The organism is Variovorax sp. 54 (assembly GCF_002754375.1).
Classification (GTDB): Bacteria; Pseudomonadota; Gammaproteobacteria; order Burkholderiales; family Burkholderiaceae_C; genus Variovorax.
In genome coordinates this window covers 6499921-6514842 of record NZ_PEFF01000001.1, presented here as the reverse complement: position 1 = coordinate 6514842, position 14922 = coordinate 6499921, and the positions used below count along the sequence as shown (strand labels likewise).

The 14922-nt window shown below is 69.5% G+C and carries 14 protein-coding genes; 6 read left to right on the top strand and 8 right to left on the bottom strand.

All coding sequences use genetic code 11. The features are described from left to right. Positions 1–31 precede the first annotated feature (31 nt). From CLU95_RS29885 to CLU95_RS29850, 8 genes are all read right to left on the bottom strand, one after another. The gene (locus CLU95_RS29885; RefSeq protein ID WP_099796935.1) at positions 32–2260 is read right to left on the bottom strand and encodes a xanthine dehydrogenase family protein molybdopterin-binding subunit; all 2229 of its coding nucleotides are present in this window, start codon (positions 2258–2260) and stop codon (positions 32–34) included. A 15-nt stretch (positions 2261–2275) separates the two neighbouring features. Continuing rightward, entirely contained in the window at positions 2276–3259 is a 984-nt protein-coding gene (locus CLU95_RS29880) for an FAD binding domain-containing protein (protein WP_099796934.1), read from the bottom strand. Continuing rightward, a complete protein-coding gene (paoA, locus tag CLU95_RS29875) occupies positions 3256–3900 on the bottom strand; it encodes an aldehyde dehydrogenase iron-sulfur subunit PaoA (RefSeq protein WP_099796933.1) in 645 nt (214 codons plus the stop codon). Before paoA ends, CLU95_RS29880 begins: the two co-directional genes overlap by 4 nt. Before the next feature lie 23 nt (positions 3901–3923). After that, positions 3924–4271, bottom strand: a complete 348-nt coding sequence (locus CLU95_RS29870) for a DUF4148 domain-containing protein (protein ID WP_099796932.1) — start codon at positions 4269–4271, stop codon at positions 3924–3926. Positions 4272–4384: 113 nt separating this feature from the next. Continuing rightward, positions 4385–5779, bottom strand: a complete 1395-nt coding sequence (locus tag CLU95_RS29865) for a sensor histidine kinase (RefSeq protein ID WP_099796931.1) — start codon at positions 5777–5779, stop codon at positions 4385–4387. Continuing rightward, positions 5776–6435, bottom strand: a complete 660-nt coding sequence (locus tag CLU95_RS29860) for a response regulator transcription factor (protein WP_099796930.1) — start codon at positions 6433–6435, stop codon at positions 5776–5778. The genes CLU95_RS29865 and CLU95_RS29860 overlap by 4 nt, the downstream gene beginning before the upstream one ends. Positions 6436–6617: 182 nt before the next feature. Then, complete coding sequence (locus CLU95_RS29855; protein WP_257214769.1) at positions 6618–7418, bottom strand: alpha/beta hydrolase; 801 nt, start codon at positions 7416–7418, stop codon at positions 6618–6620. A 192-nt stretch (positions 7419–7610) separates the two neighbouring features. Then, a complete protein-coding gene (locus tag CLU95_RS29850) occupies positions 7611–8549 on the bottom strand; it encodes a LysR substrate-binding domain-containing protein (RefSeq protein ID WP_099796928.1) in 939 nt (312 codons plus the stop codon). A 74-nt stretch (positions 8550–8623) separates the two neighbouring features. On the opposite strand from CLU95_RS29850, the gene CLU95_RS29845 reads away from it, so the two are divergent. The 6 genes from CLU95_RS29845 to CLU95_RS29820 all read left to right on the top strand — a co-directional run bounded on the left by CLU95_RS29845 (position 8624) and on the right by CLU95_RS29820 (position 14903). Next, entirely contained in the window at positions 8624–9508 is an 885-nt protein-coding gene (locus tag CLU95_RS29845; RefSeq protein WP_099796927.1) for an HpcH/HpaI aldolase family protein, read from the top strand. Further along, positions 9505–10383, top strand: coding sequence for an amidohydrolase family protein (locus tag CLU95_RS29840; RefSeq protein WP_099796926.1), 879 nt, complete (start codon positions 9505–9507; stop codon positions 10381–10383). The genes CLU95_RS29845 and CLU95_RS29840 overlap by 4 nt, the downstream gene beginning before the upstream one ends. 3 nt (positions 10384–10386) lie before the next feature. Continuing rightward, on the top strand, positions 10387–11502 hold the full coding sequence (locus CLU95_RS29835) for a hypothetical protein (protein ID WP_099796925.1): 1116 nt from the start codon (positions 10387–10389) through the stop codon (positions 11500–11502). Next, a complete protein-coding gene (locus CLU95_RS29830; protein ID WP_099796924.1) occupies positions 11499–12704 on the top strand; it encodes a DUF5624 domain-containing protein in 1206 nt (401 codons plus the stop codon). Before CLU95_RS29835 ends, CLU95_RS29830 begins: the two co-directional genes overlap by 4 nt. 44 nt (positions 12705–12748) lie before the next feature. Further along, positions 12749–13717 carry a Bug family tripartite tricarboxylate transporter substrate binding protein gene (locus CLU95_RS29825; protein WP_099796923.1) on the top strand — a complete coding sequence of 323 codons (969 nt, stop codon included), beginning with the start codon at positions 12749–12751 and terminating at the stop codon, positions 13715–13717. Positions 13718–13844: 127 nt separating this feature from the next. Then, positions 13845–14903 carry a porin gene (locus CLU95_RS29820; RefSeq protein ID WP_099796922.1) on the top strand — a complete coding sequence of 353 codons (1059 nt, stop codon included), beginning with the start codon at positions 13845–13847 and terminating at the stop codon, positions 14901–14903. Positions 14904–14922 lie beyond the last annotated feature (19 nt).

Genomic DNA, 14922 nt, shown 5'->3' with positions numbered 1-14922 from the left:
GCGGATGGGTGGCGCAGGGCAACGCCGCCATTCAAGCACGCAGCGGCAGCCCGGGCAGCAGCTTGTCGAGCGTGATCGGGTAATTCCGCACGCGCACGCCGGTCGCGTTGTAGATCGCATTCGCCACCGCCGCGGCCGAGCCGCAGGTGCCCAGCTCACCGATGCCCTTCGACTTGATCGGGCTCGCGAGATCGTCGCTGTCCTGCAGGTACACGGCGTCGATGTCCGGAATGTCGGCGTGCACGGGCACCAGGTACTCGGCCATGTCGTGGTTGACGAAATAGCCGTGGTGCGCGTCGACCACGGCCTCCTCATGCAGCGCCGCGCCCACGCCGAACACCATGCCGCCGATGGCCTGGCTGCGTGCGGTCTTCATGTTGAGGATGCGGCCCGCCGCGAACACGCCGAGCATGCGGCGCACGCGCGTCTCGCCGGTGTCGATGTCCACGCCCACCTCGCAGAAGTGGGCGCCGAACGCGGCCTGCGCATAGCGACGGTGCAGGTCGCCGGGCTCGACGTTGCCGAGCACGCTGAGGCCTTCCGCGCCCGCCAGCTCGCCGAGCGCATGCGAGCGGCGCCCCAGGGCGATGCGGCCACGCTCGAAGCGCGCGGTCTGCGCGTCGAAGCCGGCGCGCTGCGCGAGCAGGCGGCACAGCTGCTGGCAGCCGTCGAAGACCGAAGCCCCCGCACTCGACGCGCCGATCGACGCGATCGAGCCCGCGCCCATCGGCAACGCCGTGTCGCCAAGCCGCACACCGATGCGGTCCATCGGAATGCCGGTCATCTCGGCCGCGATCTGCGCCAGCACGGTGTAGGTGCCGGTGCCGATGTCGGTCATCGAGGTCTCGATCAGCAGCCGGCCTTGCGCGTCGAGGCTCAACCGTGCGTTCGACGGCCGCACCGAGTGGTGGTGGATGGCGCTGGCCACGCCCATGCCGACCAGCCAGCGGCCGTCGCGCACCCTCCCCGGCACGGGGCTTCTCTTGTCCCACCCGAAGCGCCGCGCGCCCTCGCGCAGGCACTCGATCAGCTTGCGCCCCGAGTACGGGCGCGACGGCCCGCGTTCGGGATCGTGCGGGCTGTCGTTGAGGATGCGCAGTTGCACCGGGTCGATGCGCAGTTTCTCCGCGAGTTCGTCGAGCGCCACCTCGAAGGCCATCTGCCCGCTGGCGGTGGCCGGTGCACGCATGGCGGCGGCCTCGGGCAGGTCGAGCGCGGCCACGCGGTGCGCCGTCATGCGGTTCGGGGCGGCGTAGAGCAGGCGCGTCTGGCGCGAGGCACCCTCGTAGTAGCTGCGGCCCGGCAGGTTGCTCGTCCAGGTCTCGTGGCCGATGGCGATGAGCCGGCCGTCGGGCGTGGCGCCCAGGCGCACGCGCTGGATGGTCGCGGCACGCCGCGTCGTGTGGTTGAGCAGCTGCTCGCGCGCCAGCGCCGTCTTCACGGGCCTGCGCAACTCGCGCGCGGCGAAGGCCGAGAGCACCGCGTCGGCATGCGTGCGCAGCTTGGAGCCGAAGCCGCCGCCGACGAAGGCCGAGACCACGCGCACCTGCGCCACCGGCACATCCAGCATGGCCGCCACGTCACTGGCGGCCCAGTTCGGCATCTGGTGCGAGGTGTAGAGCGTGAGCCGGTCGCCGTCCCAGCGCGCGGTGGTGGCCTGCGGCTCCAGCATCGCGGGATGCTGGTCGGGCGTGGTGTAGGTCTGGTCGAGCGTGACGGGTGCCGCGTCGTAGGCGCCCTGGAAGTCGCCCACCGCCGTGTCGGCCGCGCTTTCGCCACCAGCGCTGGGATCGTCACCGGGCTTGGGGGCACTGGCCTGCGCAGCTGCGAGATCGAAGCGGCCCGCGCCGCGCGCGTAGTCGATGCGGATCAGGAACGAGGCCGCCCTCGCCTGCTCGAAGGTCTGCGCCACCACGAAGGCCACCGCCTGGCCGTGCTGCTGCACCTCGGGCCCCGACAGCTGCGACACCACATTGGCGCGCCCCTTCGGCACCATGCGCGGCACGTTGGCGTAGGTGTAGACCAGCAGCACGCCCGGCGCGCGCTGCGCCTCGGCGGTGTCGATGTGCGTGATGCGGCCCTTGGCGATGCCCGCGAGCACGACCCAGCCATAGGCGGCGTCGGGCACCTCGTTGTCGTACTCGTAGCTGTAGCGGGCACGGCCGCTGACCTTGATCGGTCCGTCGATGCGGTCGAGCGGGCGGCCCAGCACGCGCTCGCGGTCCAGGGCGCTCGGCCCGGCGGCTTCGGTGAATTGCATGGTGGCAACCTCCCTTCAGGTTTCGATCGCCTGCGCCAACGTGGCATGCAGGGTGCGGCGCAGCAGCGGGATCTTGAAATCGTTGTGCCCATGGCCGCGTGCGTCGGCGAGCAGCAGATCGGCCACGGCCTCGCGTGCCTGCGTGCCGCCGTCGGTACCGACAAGCCGACGCTCGGCCTCTTCGTTGCGCCACGGCTTCGCGGCCAGTCCGCCGAAGGCCAGGCGCGCCGCGGTCACGGTGCGGCCTTCGCGCACCACCACGGCTGCGACGGAGACCAGCGCAAAAGCGTACGAGGCACGGTCGCGCACCTTGCGGTAGAGCTGCGTGCTGCCCAGCGGTGCGGGCAAGGTCACGGCGGTGATCAACTCGTCCGGCGCGAGCACGGTCTCGACCTCGGGTGTGTCGCCCGGCAGGCGATGCAGCTCGGCGATGGGAATGCGCCGCGCCGCACCGCTGGCCGACACGGTCTCCACCTGCGCATCGAGCGCACGCAACGCCACCGCCATGTCGGACGAATGCACCGCGATGCACTGCGCGCTCCCGCCGAAGATCGCGTGGATGCGGTTGAAGCCCTCCATCGCCGCGCAACCGCTGCCCGGCATGCGCTTGTTGCAGGGCTTGGTCGTGTCGTAGAAATAGAAGCAGCGCGTGCGCTGCAGCAGGTTGCCCGCGGTGGTCGCCTTGTTGCGCAGCTGCGCGCTGGCGCCCGACAGCAGCGCGCGCGACAGCAGCGGGTGGCCTTGCCGCACGCGCGCATCGGCCGCGAGGTCGCTGTTGCGCACCAGCGCGCCGATCTTCAGGCCGCCATCGGGCAAGGCTTCGATGCGATCAAGCCCCAAGCGATTGACGTCGATCAGGTGCGGGGGCCGCTCGATGTCGAGCTTCATCAGGTCCAGCAGGTTGGTGCCGCCCGCGATGAAGCGCGCGCCCGGATGCTGCTGCATCGCCAGCGCGGCGGCGGCCGGCGTGGCTGCACGTTCGAAGGTGAAGGCCCTCATGCCGCGACTCCCGCCACTTCGCGGATGGCCGCGATGATGTTCGGGTAGCCCGCGCAGCGGCAGATGTTGCCGCTCATGCGCTCGCGCATTTCCTCGTGGCTGAAGGTCACGGGCGCGGCCAGGTCGTGCGTGACGTGGCTGGGCATGCCGCCGCGCATCTCGCCGAGCATGCCGACCGCCGAGCAGATCTGGCCCGGCGTGCAGTAGCCGCACTGGTAGCCGTCGTGCTTGACGAAGGCGGCTTGCATCGGGTGCAGCGTCTTCGGTTCGCCCAGGCCCTCGATGGTCGTCACCGCGTCGCCCTCGTGCAGCACCGCGAGCGTGAGGCAGCTGTTGATGCGCCGCCCGTTGACCAGCACCGTGCAGGCGCCGCACTGGCCGTGGTCGCAGCCCTTCTTGGAGCCCGTGAGGTGCAGCTGCTCGCGCAGCAGGTCGAGCAGCGTGACCCGCGGGTCGATCGACAGCGCATGCAGTGCGCCGTTGATGCGCAGGCTGACGGCCGTCGTCGGCCCTGGCGCGGCAGCGGCTTGCGCCACCGGTTCGGCACGCGCCGCCAGCGGCAGCGCGACCGCTGCAACGCCGGCCGCGCCACTCGCCAGCACTGTGCGGCGGGTGTAGCCGTCCTGGGTTTCGGCACTCATCGTGGGCTCCCGCGGGACGTGCGTCAGGGCTGGCGGTCGACGGCAGCGCCTGCGGCCGTTCGCGTGTTCGGCATCGTGGAGACGATCACGCTGTTGAATCGCGAACCGCTCACCACGTTCTGGTCGGGCGCATGCGCGGTCGCCACTGCGACCTGGCGCACGGCTTCGCGCGAGACGGTGGACGTGAAGGGATCGGGACCGCGCGAGCCGCGCGTCACGTTCTGATCGGGGGCGTGGGCCGCGGCGACGGCCTGGGCGGCCACCTCGTCGCGCGAGAGCAGGCCGGCGCCCTGGTGCACGCCGTCGTAGGTTTCGGCAGAGGCCGCGCCGGCCAGGGTCAGGATGGCCAGAAGGCCGAGGGTCTTTCGCATGTGAACTCCTTGTTCGGGATGAGGATCGCGCCTTGCGGCACGGCCGCTTTCGCGACTGGAGTCACTGTAGGAAGGCCGCTTTACGCGACCTTTATGCGAGAGTTAACCCAGCGTTAAGCCGCGCGGCCCGCATCGGCGGCGCGCAGGTGCACGCGCGCCAGCAGCCCCGCCGGCCGGCCCTGCGCGTCATGGCGGTTGGACAGCACGATGCGCAGGCCGTTGCGCAGCGCCGCCATGCGCGCGATGGCCAGGCCCAGCCCGCTGCCCTCGGTCGAGTTGCCCGGCACGCGGAAGAAGCGGTCGAAGGCGCGCTCGATCAGCTCAGGCGGAATGCCCGGCCCGTTGTCCACCACGTCGACCACCGGCCGGCCGTCCACCTCGTGCAGCCGCACGTCGACCACGCCGCCTTCGGGTGAGTGGCGCAGCGCGTTGTCGATCAGGTTGTCGAACACGCTGCGCAGCTCGGCCGGCGGTGCGGTCACCGTCGCGGTGGCCTGCCCTTCGAAGCCGATGTCGATGCGGCGCCGGTCGGCCACGACCATGAGTTGCGCCACGCTGTCGCGCAGCACCGAAGCAACATCGAGCGCCACCGGTGCCTCGGGCTCGGTGCTGCTTTCCTGGCGCGACAGGCGCAGCAGCTGCTCGATCAGGTGCTGGGCGCGCGTCACGCCGCCCTTGAGGTGCGTGTAGTGCTCGGCGACGGCCTCGGCCGGCACCTCGGCGCGCATGTTGTCCAGCTGCAGGCCGATGGCGGCAATGGGCGTGCGCAGTTCGTGCGCGGCGTCCTGCACGAAGCGGCGCTGCGCGGCAAAGGCCTGGCGCAGACGCCCGAGCAGGCTGTTGAAGGCTTCCACCAGCGGCGCGATCTCGTCGGGCACGCGCGACACCGACAGCTCCGACAGGCTGCGCTCGTCCTGCGCCGCCACGTCGAGCACCACGCTGCGCAGCTTGCGCGAGGTGGCCCACACCACCCACCACAGCGCGGCCAGCGACAGCGGCAGCAGGAGCGCGATGGGCGCGATGGACGACAGCGCACGCTTGGTCACCAGCCGGCGCACGACGCCGCCGTTCTGGATCACCTGCACCTGGAAGCGCCCGAGCTCGGCCACCGGCGCGGTCGAGTAGACACGCCACACGCCCTCGCTGCCCGGGCCCGTGCGCACGGTGGTCAGCCCCTCCGACGCCTGGCGCGCCACCGGCAGCGCAGGCCATGAACTGGCCAGCAGCTCGCCCCGGTTGTTCCAGACCTGGATGACGAAGGTGCCGCGCTCGAAGGTGCTGCGCTCGTCCGCCGGCTTGAGTTCGGGCACGGCCACGTTGCTCGCATAGGCGTCGGCCAGCATCTGCATCTGGTCGTCCTTGAAGGTGACGATGAGCCGGTCGTAGCTTTCGTAGGTGAACCACGCGAAGCCGGCCGCCGCGACCAGGTGCACCAGCACCAGCCACATCAGCAGCTTGTTGCGCAGCGAACTCGGCGAGTACCAAGGGCGGCCGGGTTCGGATGTCATACGTCGACCACGCGCCAGCCCATGCCGCGCACGTTGCGGATGGTGTCGGCGCCGAGCTTGCGCCGCATGTTGTGGATGATCACGTCGACCGCGTTGCTCATCACCTCTTCGCCCCATCCGTAGATGCGGTTCTCGAGCTGCTCTCGCGACAGAATCGCGCCCGGGCGCTCCAGCATGGCGTGCATCAGCGCGAACTCGCGGGCCGTGAGCGTTTCGCGCGTGCCCCGAAAAAGCACCTCGCGCGTGGTGAGGTCCAGCTGCACGCTGCCGCTGCCGATGACCGAGTTGGCGGCGCCATGGCGGCGGCGCACCACCGCGCGCATGCGCGCCAGCAACTCGGGCAGCTCGAAGGGCTTGAGCAGGTAGTCGTCGGCGCCCAGGTCGAGCCCTTCCACCCGCTGGCCGAGGCCGTCGCGCGCCGTGAGGATCAGGATCGGCGTGGCGTTGCCCATGCCGCGCGCGTGGCGCAGCACCTCGACGCCGTCCAGGCCCGGCAGGCCCAGGTCGAGCAGCACGCAGGTGTAGTCGCCGTCGGCCAGCGCACTGCGCGCCAGCAGGCCGTCGCGCACCCAGTCCACCGCCCAGCCCGATCGCTCCAGGCCACGCAGCAGACTCTTCCCGATCATTTCGTCGTCTTCAACAAGCAGCACCCGCACACCGGCTCCCGTTCTTCGATCCAGGCCGCAGACTAGCGCTGAATCGTTAGAGCAGCGTTAACTTTTTGATGTGCCCCGATGCGCTTCAACGGCCGAGGCAAGCGGGGCCTGCGCGGCGAGCGCGCAGCCGCCAGACGCAATCCCGGGGGCCAGTCTGGCCCCCGGGGCGGTGCTCGCAACCCTCAGTTGGCGGCAGCAGCCACCTTGCCGGCCGCGCGTTCGATCACCGCGGCCACGGCCTTGGGATTCGACACATAGACCGCGTGGCTGCCGGGCACTTCGGTGACGACGGCCCCGGCGCGCTTGGACATGTTGCGCTGCGCCGGCGGCGGGATCATCTTGTCGTCCTTGGCCACGAGGTACCAGCTCGGCTTCGATTTCCATGCGGGCTCGCTCACCGCACCGCCCAGGGCGGCAACGCCCCACGGCACTTGCGAGTGGGCCATGAAGGCTGCCGTTTCGGGCTTCACGTCCGCGGCGAAGGAAGCGGCGAACTTCGCCTTGTCGAGCATCAGGAAGCCGTCCTGCGGCGGAAGGATCGGGGGCACCGGTGCGCCGGGCGGCGGGTTCTTGATCAGCGAGTCGACCGACTCGCCCTTGTCGGGCGCGAAGGCGGCGATGTAGACGAGGCCGGCCACCTTCTCATCGTTGCCCGCCTCGGTGACCACGACGCCGCCGTAGGAGTGGCCGACAAGCACGACTGGTCCCTTCTGCGCGGCGATCGCCCGCTTCGTGACGGCGACGTCGTCGGCCAGCGAGAGGGTCGGGTTCTGCACGATGGTGACGTCGTAGCCGTCCTTCTTCAGGATCTTGTAGACGCCTTCCCAGCCGGACCCGTCAACGAAGCCGCCGTGGACCAGCACGATGCCGGGCTTGGCCGCTCTCGCGGTCGTGGCAGTGGTGGCGGCGCCGGCCACACCGGCTGTGACCACAGCGGCGCTAAAGGCAACGGTGAGGAACTTCGCGATCTTGAGCATAGACATTTGCAACTCCTGGATGCGCGCCTGGGCGCGCTGTTTGGAAAAGTGCGTCTGAAGGAAGGCCACCGAAAGCCGCACTCGAACTCTCGCTGTGGCTTAAATTTATGCCTCAATAGTTTATGTGTCAATTATTTATTTATGAATCCATGTCAGGCGCATGGGCGTCGACATGCGCCCCGTCGGCGCCCTCCCCGGTCAACGGCCCGGCGGCGAGGCCTCTGGACGTTTCGCGCCGCGGCCGGGCTTGCGCCTCAGCGCGGCCCGAAGCTCCTTGAGGATCAGGTCGACGTAAGGGTTCGGGTCGGCCTCCCGATGCGCCAGGTACAGGCTCGACACCGCCTCCTTGTCGAGCACCGATTGATAGACCACGCCATCGAGCTGGATGCAGCGCGTATCACCCGGCACCAGCGCGATGCCGACGCCGGCGGCGACCAGCCCGGCGATGGTCGAGGCCTCGCGCGCCTCCTGCACCATGCGCGGCCTGAAGCCGGCCTTGGCGCACAGGTCCTGCACCTTCCAGTACAGCCCGATGCCGGCATTGCGCGGGTACATCACCAGCGGTTCGTCGCGCAGATCGGCGATGCGCAGCGGCTTGCCGCTGAGCCGGTGGTCGCGCGGCACCACGGCCATCAGCGGCGACTGGTACCACTCCTCGACGATGAGGCCGGTCGGGATCTCGACGTTCGGCCGGCGCAGCACCGCGACATCGAGGCTGTGCCCATGCACGGCATCGAGCTGGTCGAGCGAGGTCATCTCCTTCAGCGTGAGCACCACGCGCGCGTGCAGCTTGCGGAACCGCAGGATGGCCGCGGGCATGGCCGGCGACAGCATCGACGACGCGGTGTAGCCCAGCGCGATGCTGCCGACCTCGCCCGAGGCCGCGCTCTGCGCTTCGCCCTTGGCCGTTTCGACCTCCTGCAGGATGCCGCGCGCCCGCTCCAGGAAGTGGCGGCCCGCCTGCGTGAGAAACACGCGCCGCTTGTCGCGCTCGAGCAGCCGGACCTTCAGCTCTTCTTCGAGCGCCTGGATCTGGATGCTCAGCGGCGGCTGCGCAATGTGCAGGCGCTGCGCGGCGCGCGTGAAGTTGAGCTCCTCGGCGACGGCGACGAAATAGCGGAGATGGCGCAGTTCCATGATATCTACCAGGTATGAGAAACCGACGATAAACAGTATTTCCAAATATAAGACAGCTTGCCTACGATGCCTGCATGACAAGCAGAGACAAGCCGCAGGAACACCCTGCACCCAAGCCTTTCCAGGGCCACCCGCTGATGCAGGGGCTGGCCCGCGGCGAGCCCCTGACGGCCTTCGGCATCCGCCTGGCGCGCACGCCCGACATCGCCCGGCTGGCCAAGGCCAGCGGCCACCACGCGGTCTGGATCGACCTCGAACACAGCACCATCCCGCTCGACGCGGCGGGCGCCATCTGCGCCGCAGCGCACGACCTGGGCCTGATGGCGCTGGTGCGTGTGCCCGAACGCGAGTACGGCGCCATCGGCCGGCTGCTCGACGCGGGGGCATCGGGCCTGATCTTTCCGCGCATCGAGACCGCCGCGCAGGCCGCCGACCTGGCCGCCGCCTGCCGCTTTCCGCCACACGGCCACCGCTCGGCCATCGCCGTGCTGCCGCAGTTCGGCTACCGCCGCCTGCCGGTGGCCGAGACCTACCGCCTCGCCAACGATGCCGTGGTCGTCAACGTGCTGATCGAAAGCCCGCTGGGCATCGAGAACGCCGAAGCGATCGCGCGGGTGCCCGGCGTCGACCTGGTGAGCATCGGCTGCAATGACCTGAGCGCCGAACTCGGCGTGCCGGGCGACTACAGCCACCCGCTGATGCAGCAGGCGCTGAACACCGCCCTCGCCGCCTGCGCGCGCGCCGGCACGCCGCTGTCGATCGGCGGCATCGCCGACGCAGCGCTCAACGCCGAGCTGCTGGCGCGCGGTGCGGCGCCCTTCCTCATGACGGGCATCGACACCGATGTGCTGCTCACCGCGATGCAGGAGCGCGTGCGCGGCGCGCTGGCCGGCCATGCGTCCGTCGACCGCTCGCCTTCTTCCTCTTCTTCTTTTGCTCCCGCCACCGCCCGACCATGAACCACGAGATCCTGACTTCCAAGCCCATGCGCGACGCGCAGACCCTGACCCGCGCCGCCTTCGAGGTGCCCGGCGGCGCCTGCGACGCGCACGTGCACGTCTTCGGCCCTGCCGACCGCTACCCGCGCGTCGATCACCCGCACTACACGCTGCCCGACGGCAACCTCGTGCAGTTGCAAAGCGCGCTCGGCGTGCTCGACATCGAGCGCTTCGTGATCGTGCAACCCAGCTTCTACGGCACCGACAACCGCTGCATGCTCGATGCGCTCGACGCCGCCGGCGACCGCGCACGCGGCGTGGCGATGGTCGACGATGACGTGTCCAACGAAGCCTTGCGCGCCATGCACGCACGCCGCGTGCGCGCCTTGCGGCTCGACCTGTTCCTCCGCGCCAAGCTGCCCACGGCGGAGCTGCATGCCTACATCGAGCGCAGCATCGAACGCATCCGCCCGCTGGGCTGGCACGTGCAGTTCTATACGCCGGGCTGGGTCGTGCGCGACCTGATCCCGGTGCTGCCCGACCTCGACTCGGACTTCGTGATCGACCACATGGGCTACATGCTCGAAAGCGACGGCCTCACGCGCGCCGACTTCGACCGCCTGCTGCGCGCCGTGGCCGACGGACGCGGCTGGTTCAAGCTCTCGGGCCCCTACCGCCTTGCGAAGGACGGCAACTACGCGAAGCTGCGCCCGCTCGCGCAGGCCATCGTGGAGGCCGTGCCCGACCGCGTGATCTGGGGCAGCGACTGGCCGCACATTCCGGAAGGCGGGCGCGACACCGGCGAGCTGCTGAACCTGCTGGGCAACTGGATTCCCGATGCGAACGCGCGCCGCAAGGTGCTGGCCGACAACCCCGCACGCCTCTTCGGCTTCTGAACCATGTCCAACCTCACCCTGCATTGCATCCAGGAACTCGACACCTCGGGCGCACGCGCCGCCGAGGTCTTCGAACACGACGGCACGCGCTACCTCGTGGTGCCGCAACTGGCCCAGGACGTTGCCGGCCAGCCCGCGCAGATGACGCTGGGCAACAGCGACGTCGATGCGCTGGTCTACCGGTGGAACGGTGAGCGCTTCGTCGAGCACACGCGCCTTGCGGTGCCCGGCGGCGAGGACGCCGCGTTCTTCCGTATCGGCACGCGCGCCTTCCTGGCCACCGCGAGCCTGCGCACCGGCTCGGGCCCGTACGCGCTGGACACGCACTCGACGATCTTCGAACTGATCGATGGCCGCTTCGACATCTTCCAGCGCGTGCCTACCTCGGCCGCCAAGCAGTGGGCTCACTTCCAGATCGGAGGCCGCCACTTCCTCGCGCTCGCACAAGGCGTGACCCACGGCGACACGCCGCTCCCGCCGGGCGCCGAATCGTGCATCTTCGAATGGGACGGCGAGCGCTTCGTCAAGTTCCAGACGGTGCACTCGGGCTGGGGCTACAACTGGGCCTTCATCGAGGTGGGCGGCCAGCAGCTGCTCGCGTATGCCGACCAGGCCGTGCCCTCGCACCTGCTGCGATGGAACGGCGAGGCCTTCGAGCCGTTCCAGACCTTCGAGGGCAAAAGCGGTCGCGCCTTCTGCTGCTTCGAAGCAGAAGGCGCCACCTGGCTGGTGTTCGCCTGTCTGCATGAAAACACCGTGCTGCTGCGCTGGACCGACGGCCGCTTCGTGCCGCACCAGGTGCTCAGCGGCCCGGGCGGGCGCGAGTTCGAATGGATGGCGACGGCGGACGGCGGCCGGCTGGTGCAGGTCAACTTTCTGCACGGCACGCGCGAGGCGCCGATTCCGCAGCTGCAGTCGGTGATCTACCGCATGCAAGACGGACAGCTGGTGCCCGTCGCCGAGTTTCCGACCTCCGGCGGCACCGACTCGACCTGTTTCGAAGCCGAAGGCCAGCGCTACCTTGTGGTGACGAACAGCCTCAGCGGCGAGGTGCGCTTTCGCACGCCGAGCCGCGTGTACCGGCTCGACCTCGCTGCAGACGACAAGGAGTCCGCATGAACGCCCCAGCCAATCCGCACCAGAGCCCCGAGCTGCTGCGGCTGTTCGAAACCTACACGGGCGGGCCGCAAGGCATCGGCGCGAACCTGGCCGCGCTGACCGGTGCCGCGACGGCGGGCGATCCGCTCATTGTCGCCACCAGCGCCGACGTGGTGCTGTTCCCCGGCAACGGCCGCGACCCCGAGGTGCAGGGCTTTCGCCTGTCCACACGCGGCTTCAAGGAGCTGGCGGGCATCTCGCACCACGGGCCGGCCGTGGCGTCCATTCTCAAGATGCGCATGGTTGATCCTGATGGTCCGCTGTGGCGCAAGGAAGCCGAACGGCTGCTGGTTGCCACGCGCATCGCGCGTGAAGCCAACTCGGTGGCCCTGTGGCGCGACGCGATCGCGGTGCCGGCCTATCGCGGGCGCGAGCAGAAGATCGCCGAGCTGGTGCACTACTCGTGTGTGCTCACCGAGCGCTACCTCGAGCGCGTGCTCGAGCAACCCGCCCTCTTCACGCCCGAGGACATGCGCACGCACTACCTCGAAGGCACGGGAAACGCCGTCGGAGCCACGGTGCCGATGAACGCCGTGATGATCGCGACCTTCTTCCTCGTCGGCATGGACATCAGCCACCGCGTGATCGGCTGGCTGGACGGCCACGCCATCGACTGGTCGCGTGCGATGGCGCTGGTCGTGGGGCGCCAGGGCCGGCCCACGGCGGGCGTGACGTGGACCACCAACTCGGTGTGCGCCATGATCCTCGGCGCTTCGCGCCACACGCTCTCGCTCGACCGCCTCTTCATTGCGCCGCACGTCGGCAGTGAATTCCAGCCCGGCGCAGACATCGCCGCCGTGCGCGCCTTCGAGACACCGATGCGCCAGCTGTGGGCCCACACGCGCGCCGTGAGCGAACTCGGCGCGCTAATGTACGACGGCTATCCGCGCTACGAACCGGGCTCGACCGTGCGCCCCGTGCTCGATGCCGACACCCGTGCGGTCGCCGAGATGCCGGCCATCGCCGGGCCGGACGACTGGCGCGCACTCAACACGCGGCTGCGTGTGGTGCTCGAAGACCCGCGCCAGCTGCTCTCGGGCTGCGTGACCGACTACGCCGTCGAGCAGCTGCAGGCGCACGGCAACGACCCCGCGCGGGTGACGGTGCCGGGACTGGACCGCATGGACTACCCGCCTTTGCCAAACGCTGAGCGGGCCACCTGAGCGCCATCGCCCCGAATACAAGAAACACCGGAGACAGACACCCCATGAAAAGACTCGTTCACCCACTGCTCGCCGTGCTGGCCACGTCGTGCATGCTCGCACCCGCCTGGAGCCAGGGCACGCCCTGGCCTTCGCGCCCGATCAAGATCGTCACGCCCACGCCCGTGGGCGTCGGCTCCGACCTGTTCGCACGCGCCTATGCCGACCGCCTCAGCCGCGCACTGAACACGCCGGTGGTGGTCGAGAACCGGCCCGGTGCGCTCGCCTCCATCGGCACCGACGCGGTCGCCAAGGCGGCGCCCGACGGCTACACGGTCCTGTTCTCGACGAGCAACCCGTTCACGATGACGCCGTTCCTGTTGTCGAAGATGCCCTACGACGCGAAGAACGATCTCGTGCCCGTCACGCAGGCGCTCAAGGGCGGCTCGTTCATCGTGGCCACTCCCGCGATGCCGGTGAAGAACATTCCCGAGCTGGTGGCCCTCGCCAAGAAAGAGCCGGGCAAGATTTCGTTTGCCTCGTACGGCTCGGGCACCACCTCGCACCTGGGCTTCGAGCTGTTCCAGGACGCAGCCGACATCGAACTGCTGCACGTGCCCTACAAGCTGAGCGCCGCACCAGATCTGATCGCCGGCCAGGTGCAGCTGGGCTTCGAGCCGCCGGTGTCGGCCTTGGCGAACATCAAGTCGGGGCGGCTGAAGGCGCTGGCGTACACAGGCAACAAGCGCAGTGCGGCGCTGCCCAACGTGCCCACGCTCTCCGAGACCTATCCGGGCGTGGAGGTCTTCACCTGGCTGGGCTTCTGGGTGCCGGCGAAGACGCCTGCGGCCATCGTGGAGCGGCTCCACAAGGAGATCGTCGCCATCACGCACTCGCCCGAGATGGGCAAGCTGCTCAGCGACGCCGGCCTCGACCCGATCGGCAGCACGCCCGGCGAGGCGGCCGCTGCCATCGAACGCGAATCGCAAGCCATGGGCCGGCTGATCAAGGCCAAGAACATCCGCATCGACTGACGACGGTGCCCCGACGCGGCTGAACGCCGCGCGCCCCTTTTTTCTTCCGAAGCTTTCACGCCGCGGTGCCTGCCATGCAGGCGCCGTGTGCCGACGCGCGCCATTTTTACAACAAGGAGACAGAGACATGAGGATCACCCCCCACCCCTTTCAACGCCTGCACCGGCGGCTGCCGCGCACCGTCGCCGGCGCGCTGTGCATCGCTGCCAGTGCGAGCGCCACGGCGCAATCGAGCGTCCAGCTCTTCGGCACGCTGGACATGAACCTCACCTACTCGAAGAGCGACGGGCGCTCCGTCAAGTCGATGGACCAGGGCGGCAACATCTTCCCCAGCCGCCTGGGCTTTCGCGGCACGGAAGACCTCGGCGGCGGACTGGCCGCGAGCTTCTGGCTGGAGATGGCGCTGCTGCCCGACACGGGCGAAATCCAGGGCACCGGCTTTCACCGCCGCTCCACGGTGAGCCTGTCGCACAACAGTTTCGGCGAGCTGCGGCTCGGGCGCGACTACACGCCCACGTTCTGGAACATCTCGCAGTTCTCGCCCTTCGGCACCGTGGGCGTGGGCGGCTCGGCCAACATCATCGAAGGCTGGCCCTTCGGCCTGGGCGGTGCACGCACGTTGGCACGCGCCAACAACTCGGTGGGCTACTTCCTGCCCAAGGGCCTGGGCGGCTTCTACGGCCAGGCGATGTACGCGCTGCCTGAAGGCGAGGACGGCGCACGCTACCGCGGCGGGCGCGTGGGCTGGAGCAACGGCACGGCCGACATCGCACTGGCCTACGGCGTGACGCCGGTCGGCCCCAATGACTACCGCGTGGCGAGCATCGGCGGCACCTACGACTTCGGGCTCGTGAAGCTCTACGCGAACTACTACCACCAGAAGACCGAGGGCGACAAGCAGGTCAACACGCTGCTGGGCGTGAGCGTGCCGGTCGGGCCGGGCGTCATCAAGGCTTCGGTGGCGCGTTCCAACCGCTCGGGCCCGGGCGGCCTGGACAACGACGACGCCACGCAATACGCCGTCGGCTACGTGCACTACCTCAGCAAGCGCACCGCGCTGTATGGCACCTACTCGCTCGTGCGCAACCGCGGCAACGCGGCCTATGTGGTGGCCGACTCGTCGCCGGCCAGCACGCCGGGCCGTCCGGCGCGCGGGCTGCAGTTCGGTATCTCGCACAACTTCTGATCGCGCCCTTCACCGTTCG

Excerpts from the sequence above, each read along its gene's own strand:
- CLU95_RS29885 (WP_099796935.1), bottom strand. The coding sequence starts at position 2,260 with ATGCAATTCACCGAAGCCGCCGGGCCGAGCGCCCTGGACCGCGAGCGC.
- CLU95_RS29880 (WP_099796934.1), bottom strand. The coding sequence starts at position 3,259 with ATGAGGGCCTTCACCTTCGAACGTGCAGCCACGCCGGCCGCCGCCGCG.
- paoA (WP_099796933.1), bottom strand. The coding sequence starts at position 3,900 with ATGAGTGCCGAAACCCAGGACGGCTACACCCGCCGCACAGTGCTGGCG.
- CLU95_RS29870 (WP_099796932.1), bottom strand. The coding sequence starts at position 4,271 with ATGCGAAAGACCCTCGGCCTTCTGGCCATCCTGACCCTGGCCGGCGCG.
- CLU95_RS29865 (WP_099796931.1), bottom strand. The coding sequence starts at position 5,779 with ATGACATCCGAACCCGGCCGCCCTTGGTACTCGCCGAGTTCGCTGCGC.
- CLU95_RS29855 (WP_257214769.1), bottom strand. The coding sequence starts at position 7,418 with ATGTCTATGCTCAAGATCGCGAAGTTCCTCACCGTTGCCTTTAGCGCC.
- CLU95_RS29850 (WP_099796928.1), bottom strand. The coding sequence starts at position 8,549 with ATGGAACTGCGCCATCTCCGCTATTTCGTCGCCGTCGCCGAGGAGCTC.
- CLU95_RS29845 (WP_099796927.1), top strand. The coding sequence starts at position 8,624 with ATGACAAGCAGAGACAAGCCGCAGGAACACCCTGCACCCAAGCCTTTC.
- CLU95_RS29840 (WP_099796926.1), top strand. The coding sequence starts at position 9,505 with ATGAACCACGAGATCCTGACTTCCAAGCCCATGCGCGACGCGCAGACC.
- CLU95_RS29835 (WP_099796925.1), top strand. The coding sequence starts at position 10,387 with ATGTCCAACCTCACCCTGCATTGCATCCAGGAACTCGACACCTCGGGC.
- CLU95_RS29830 (WP_099796924.1), top strand. The coding sequence starts at position 11,499 with ATGAACGCCCCAGCCAATCCGCACCAGAGCCCCGAGCTGCTGCGGCTG.
- CLU95_RS29825 (WP_099796923.1), top strand. The coding sequence starts at position 12,749 with ATGAAAAGACTCGTTCACCCACTGCTCGCCGTGCTGGCCACGTCGTGC.
- CLU95_RS29820 (WP_099796922.1), top strand. The coding sequence starts at position 13,845 with ATGAGGATCACCCCCCACCCCTTTCAACGCCTGCACCGGCGGCTGCCG.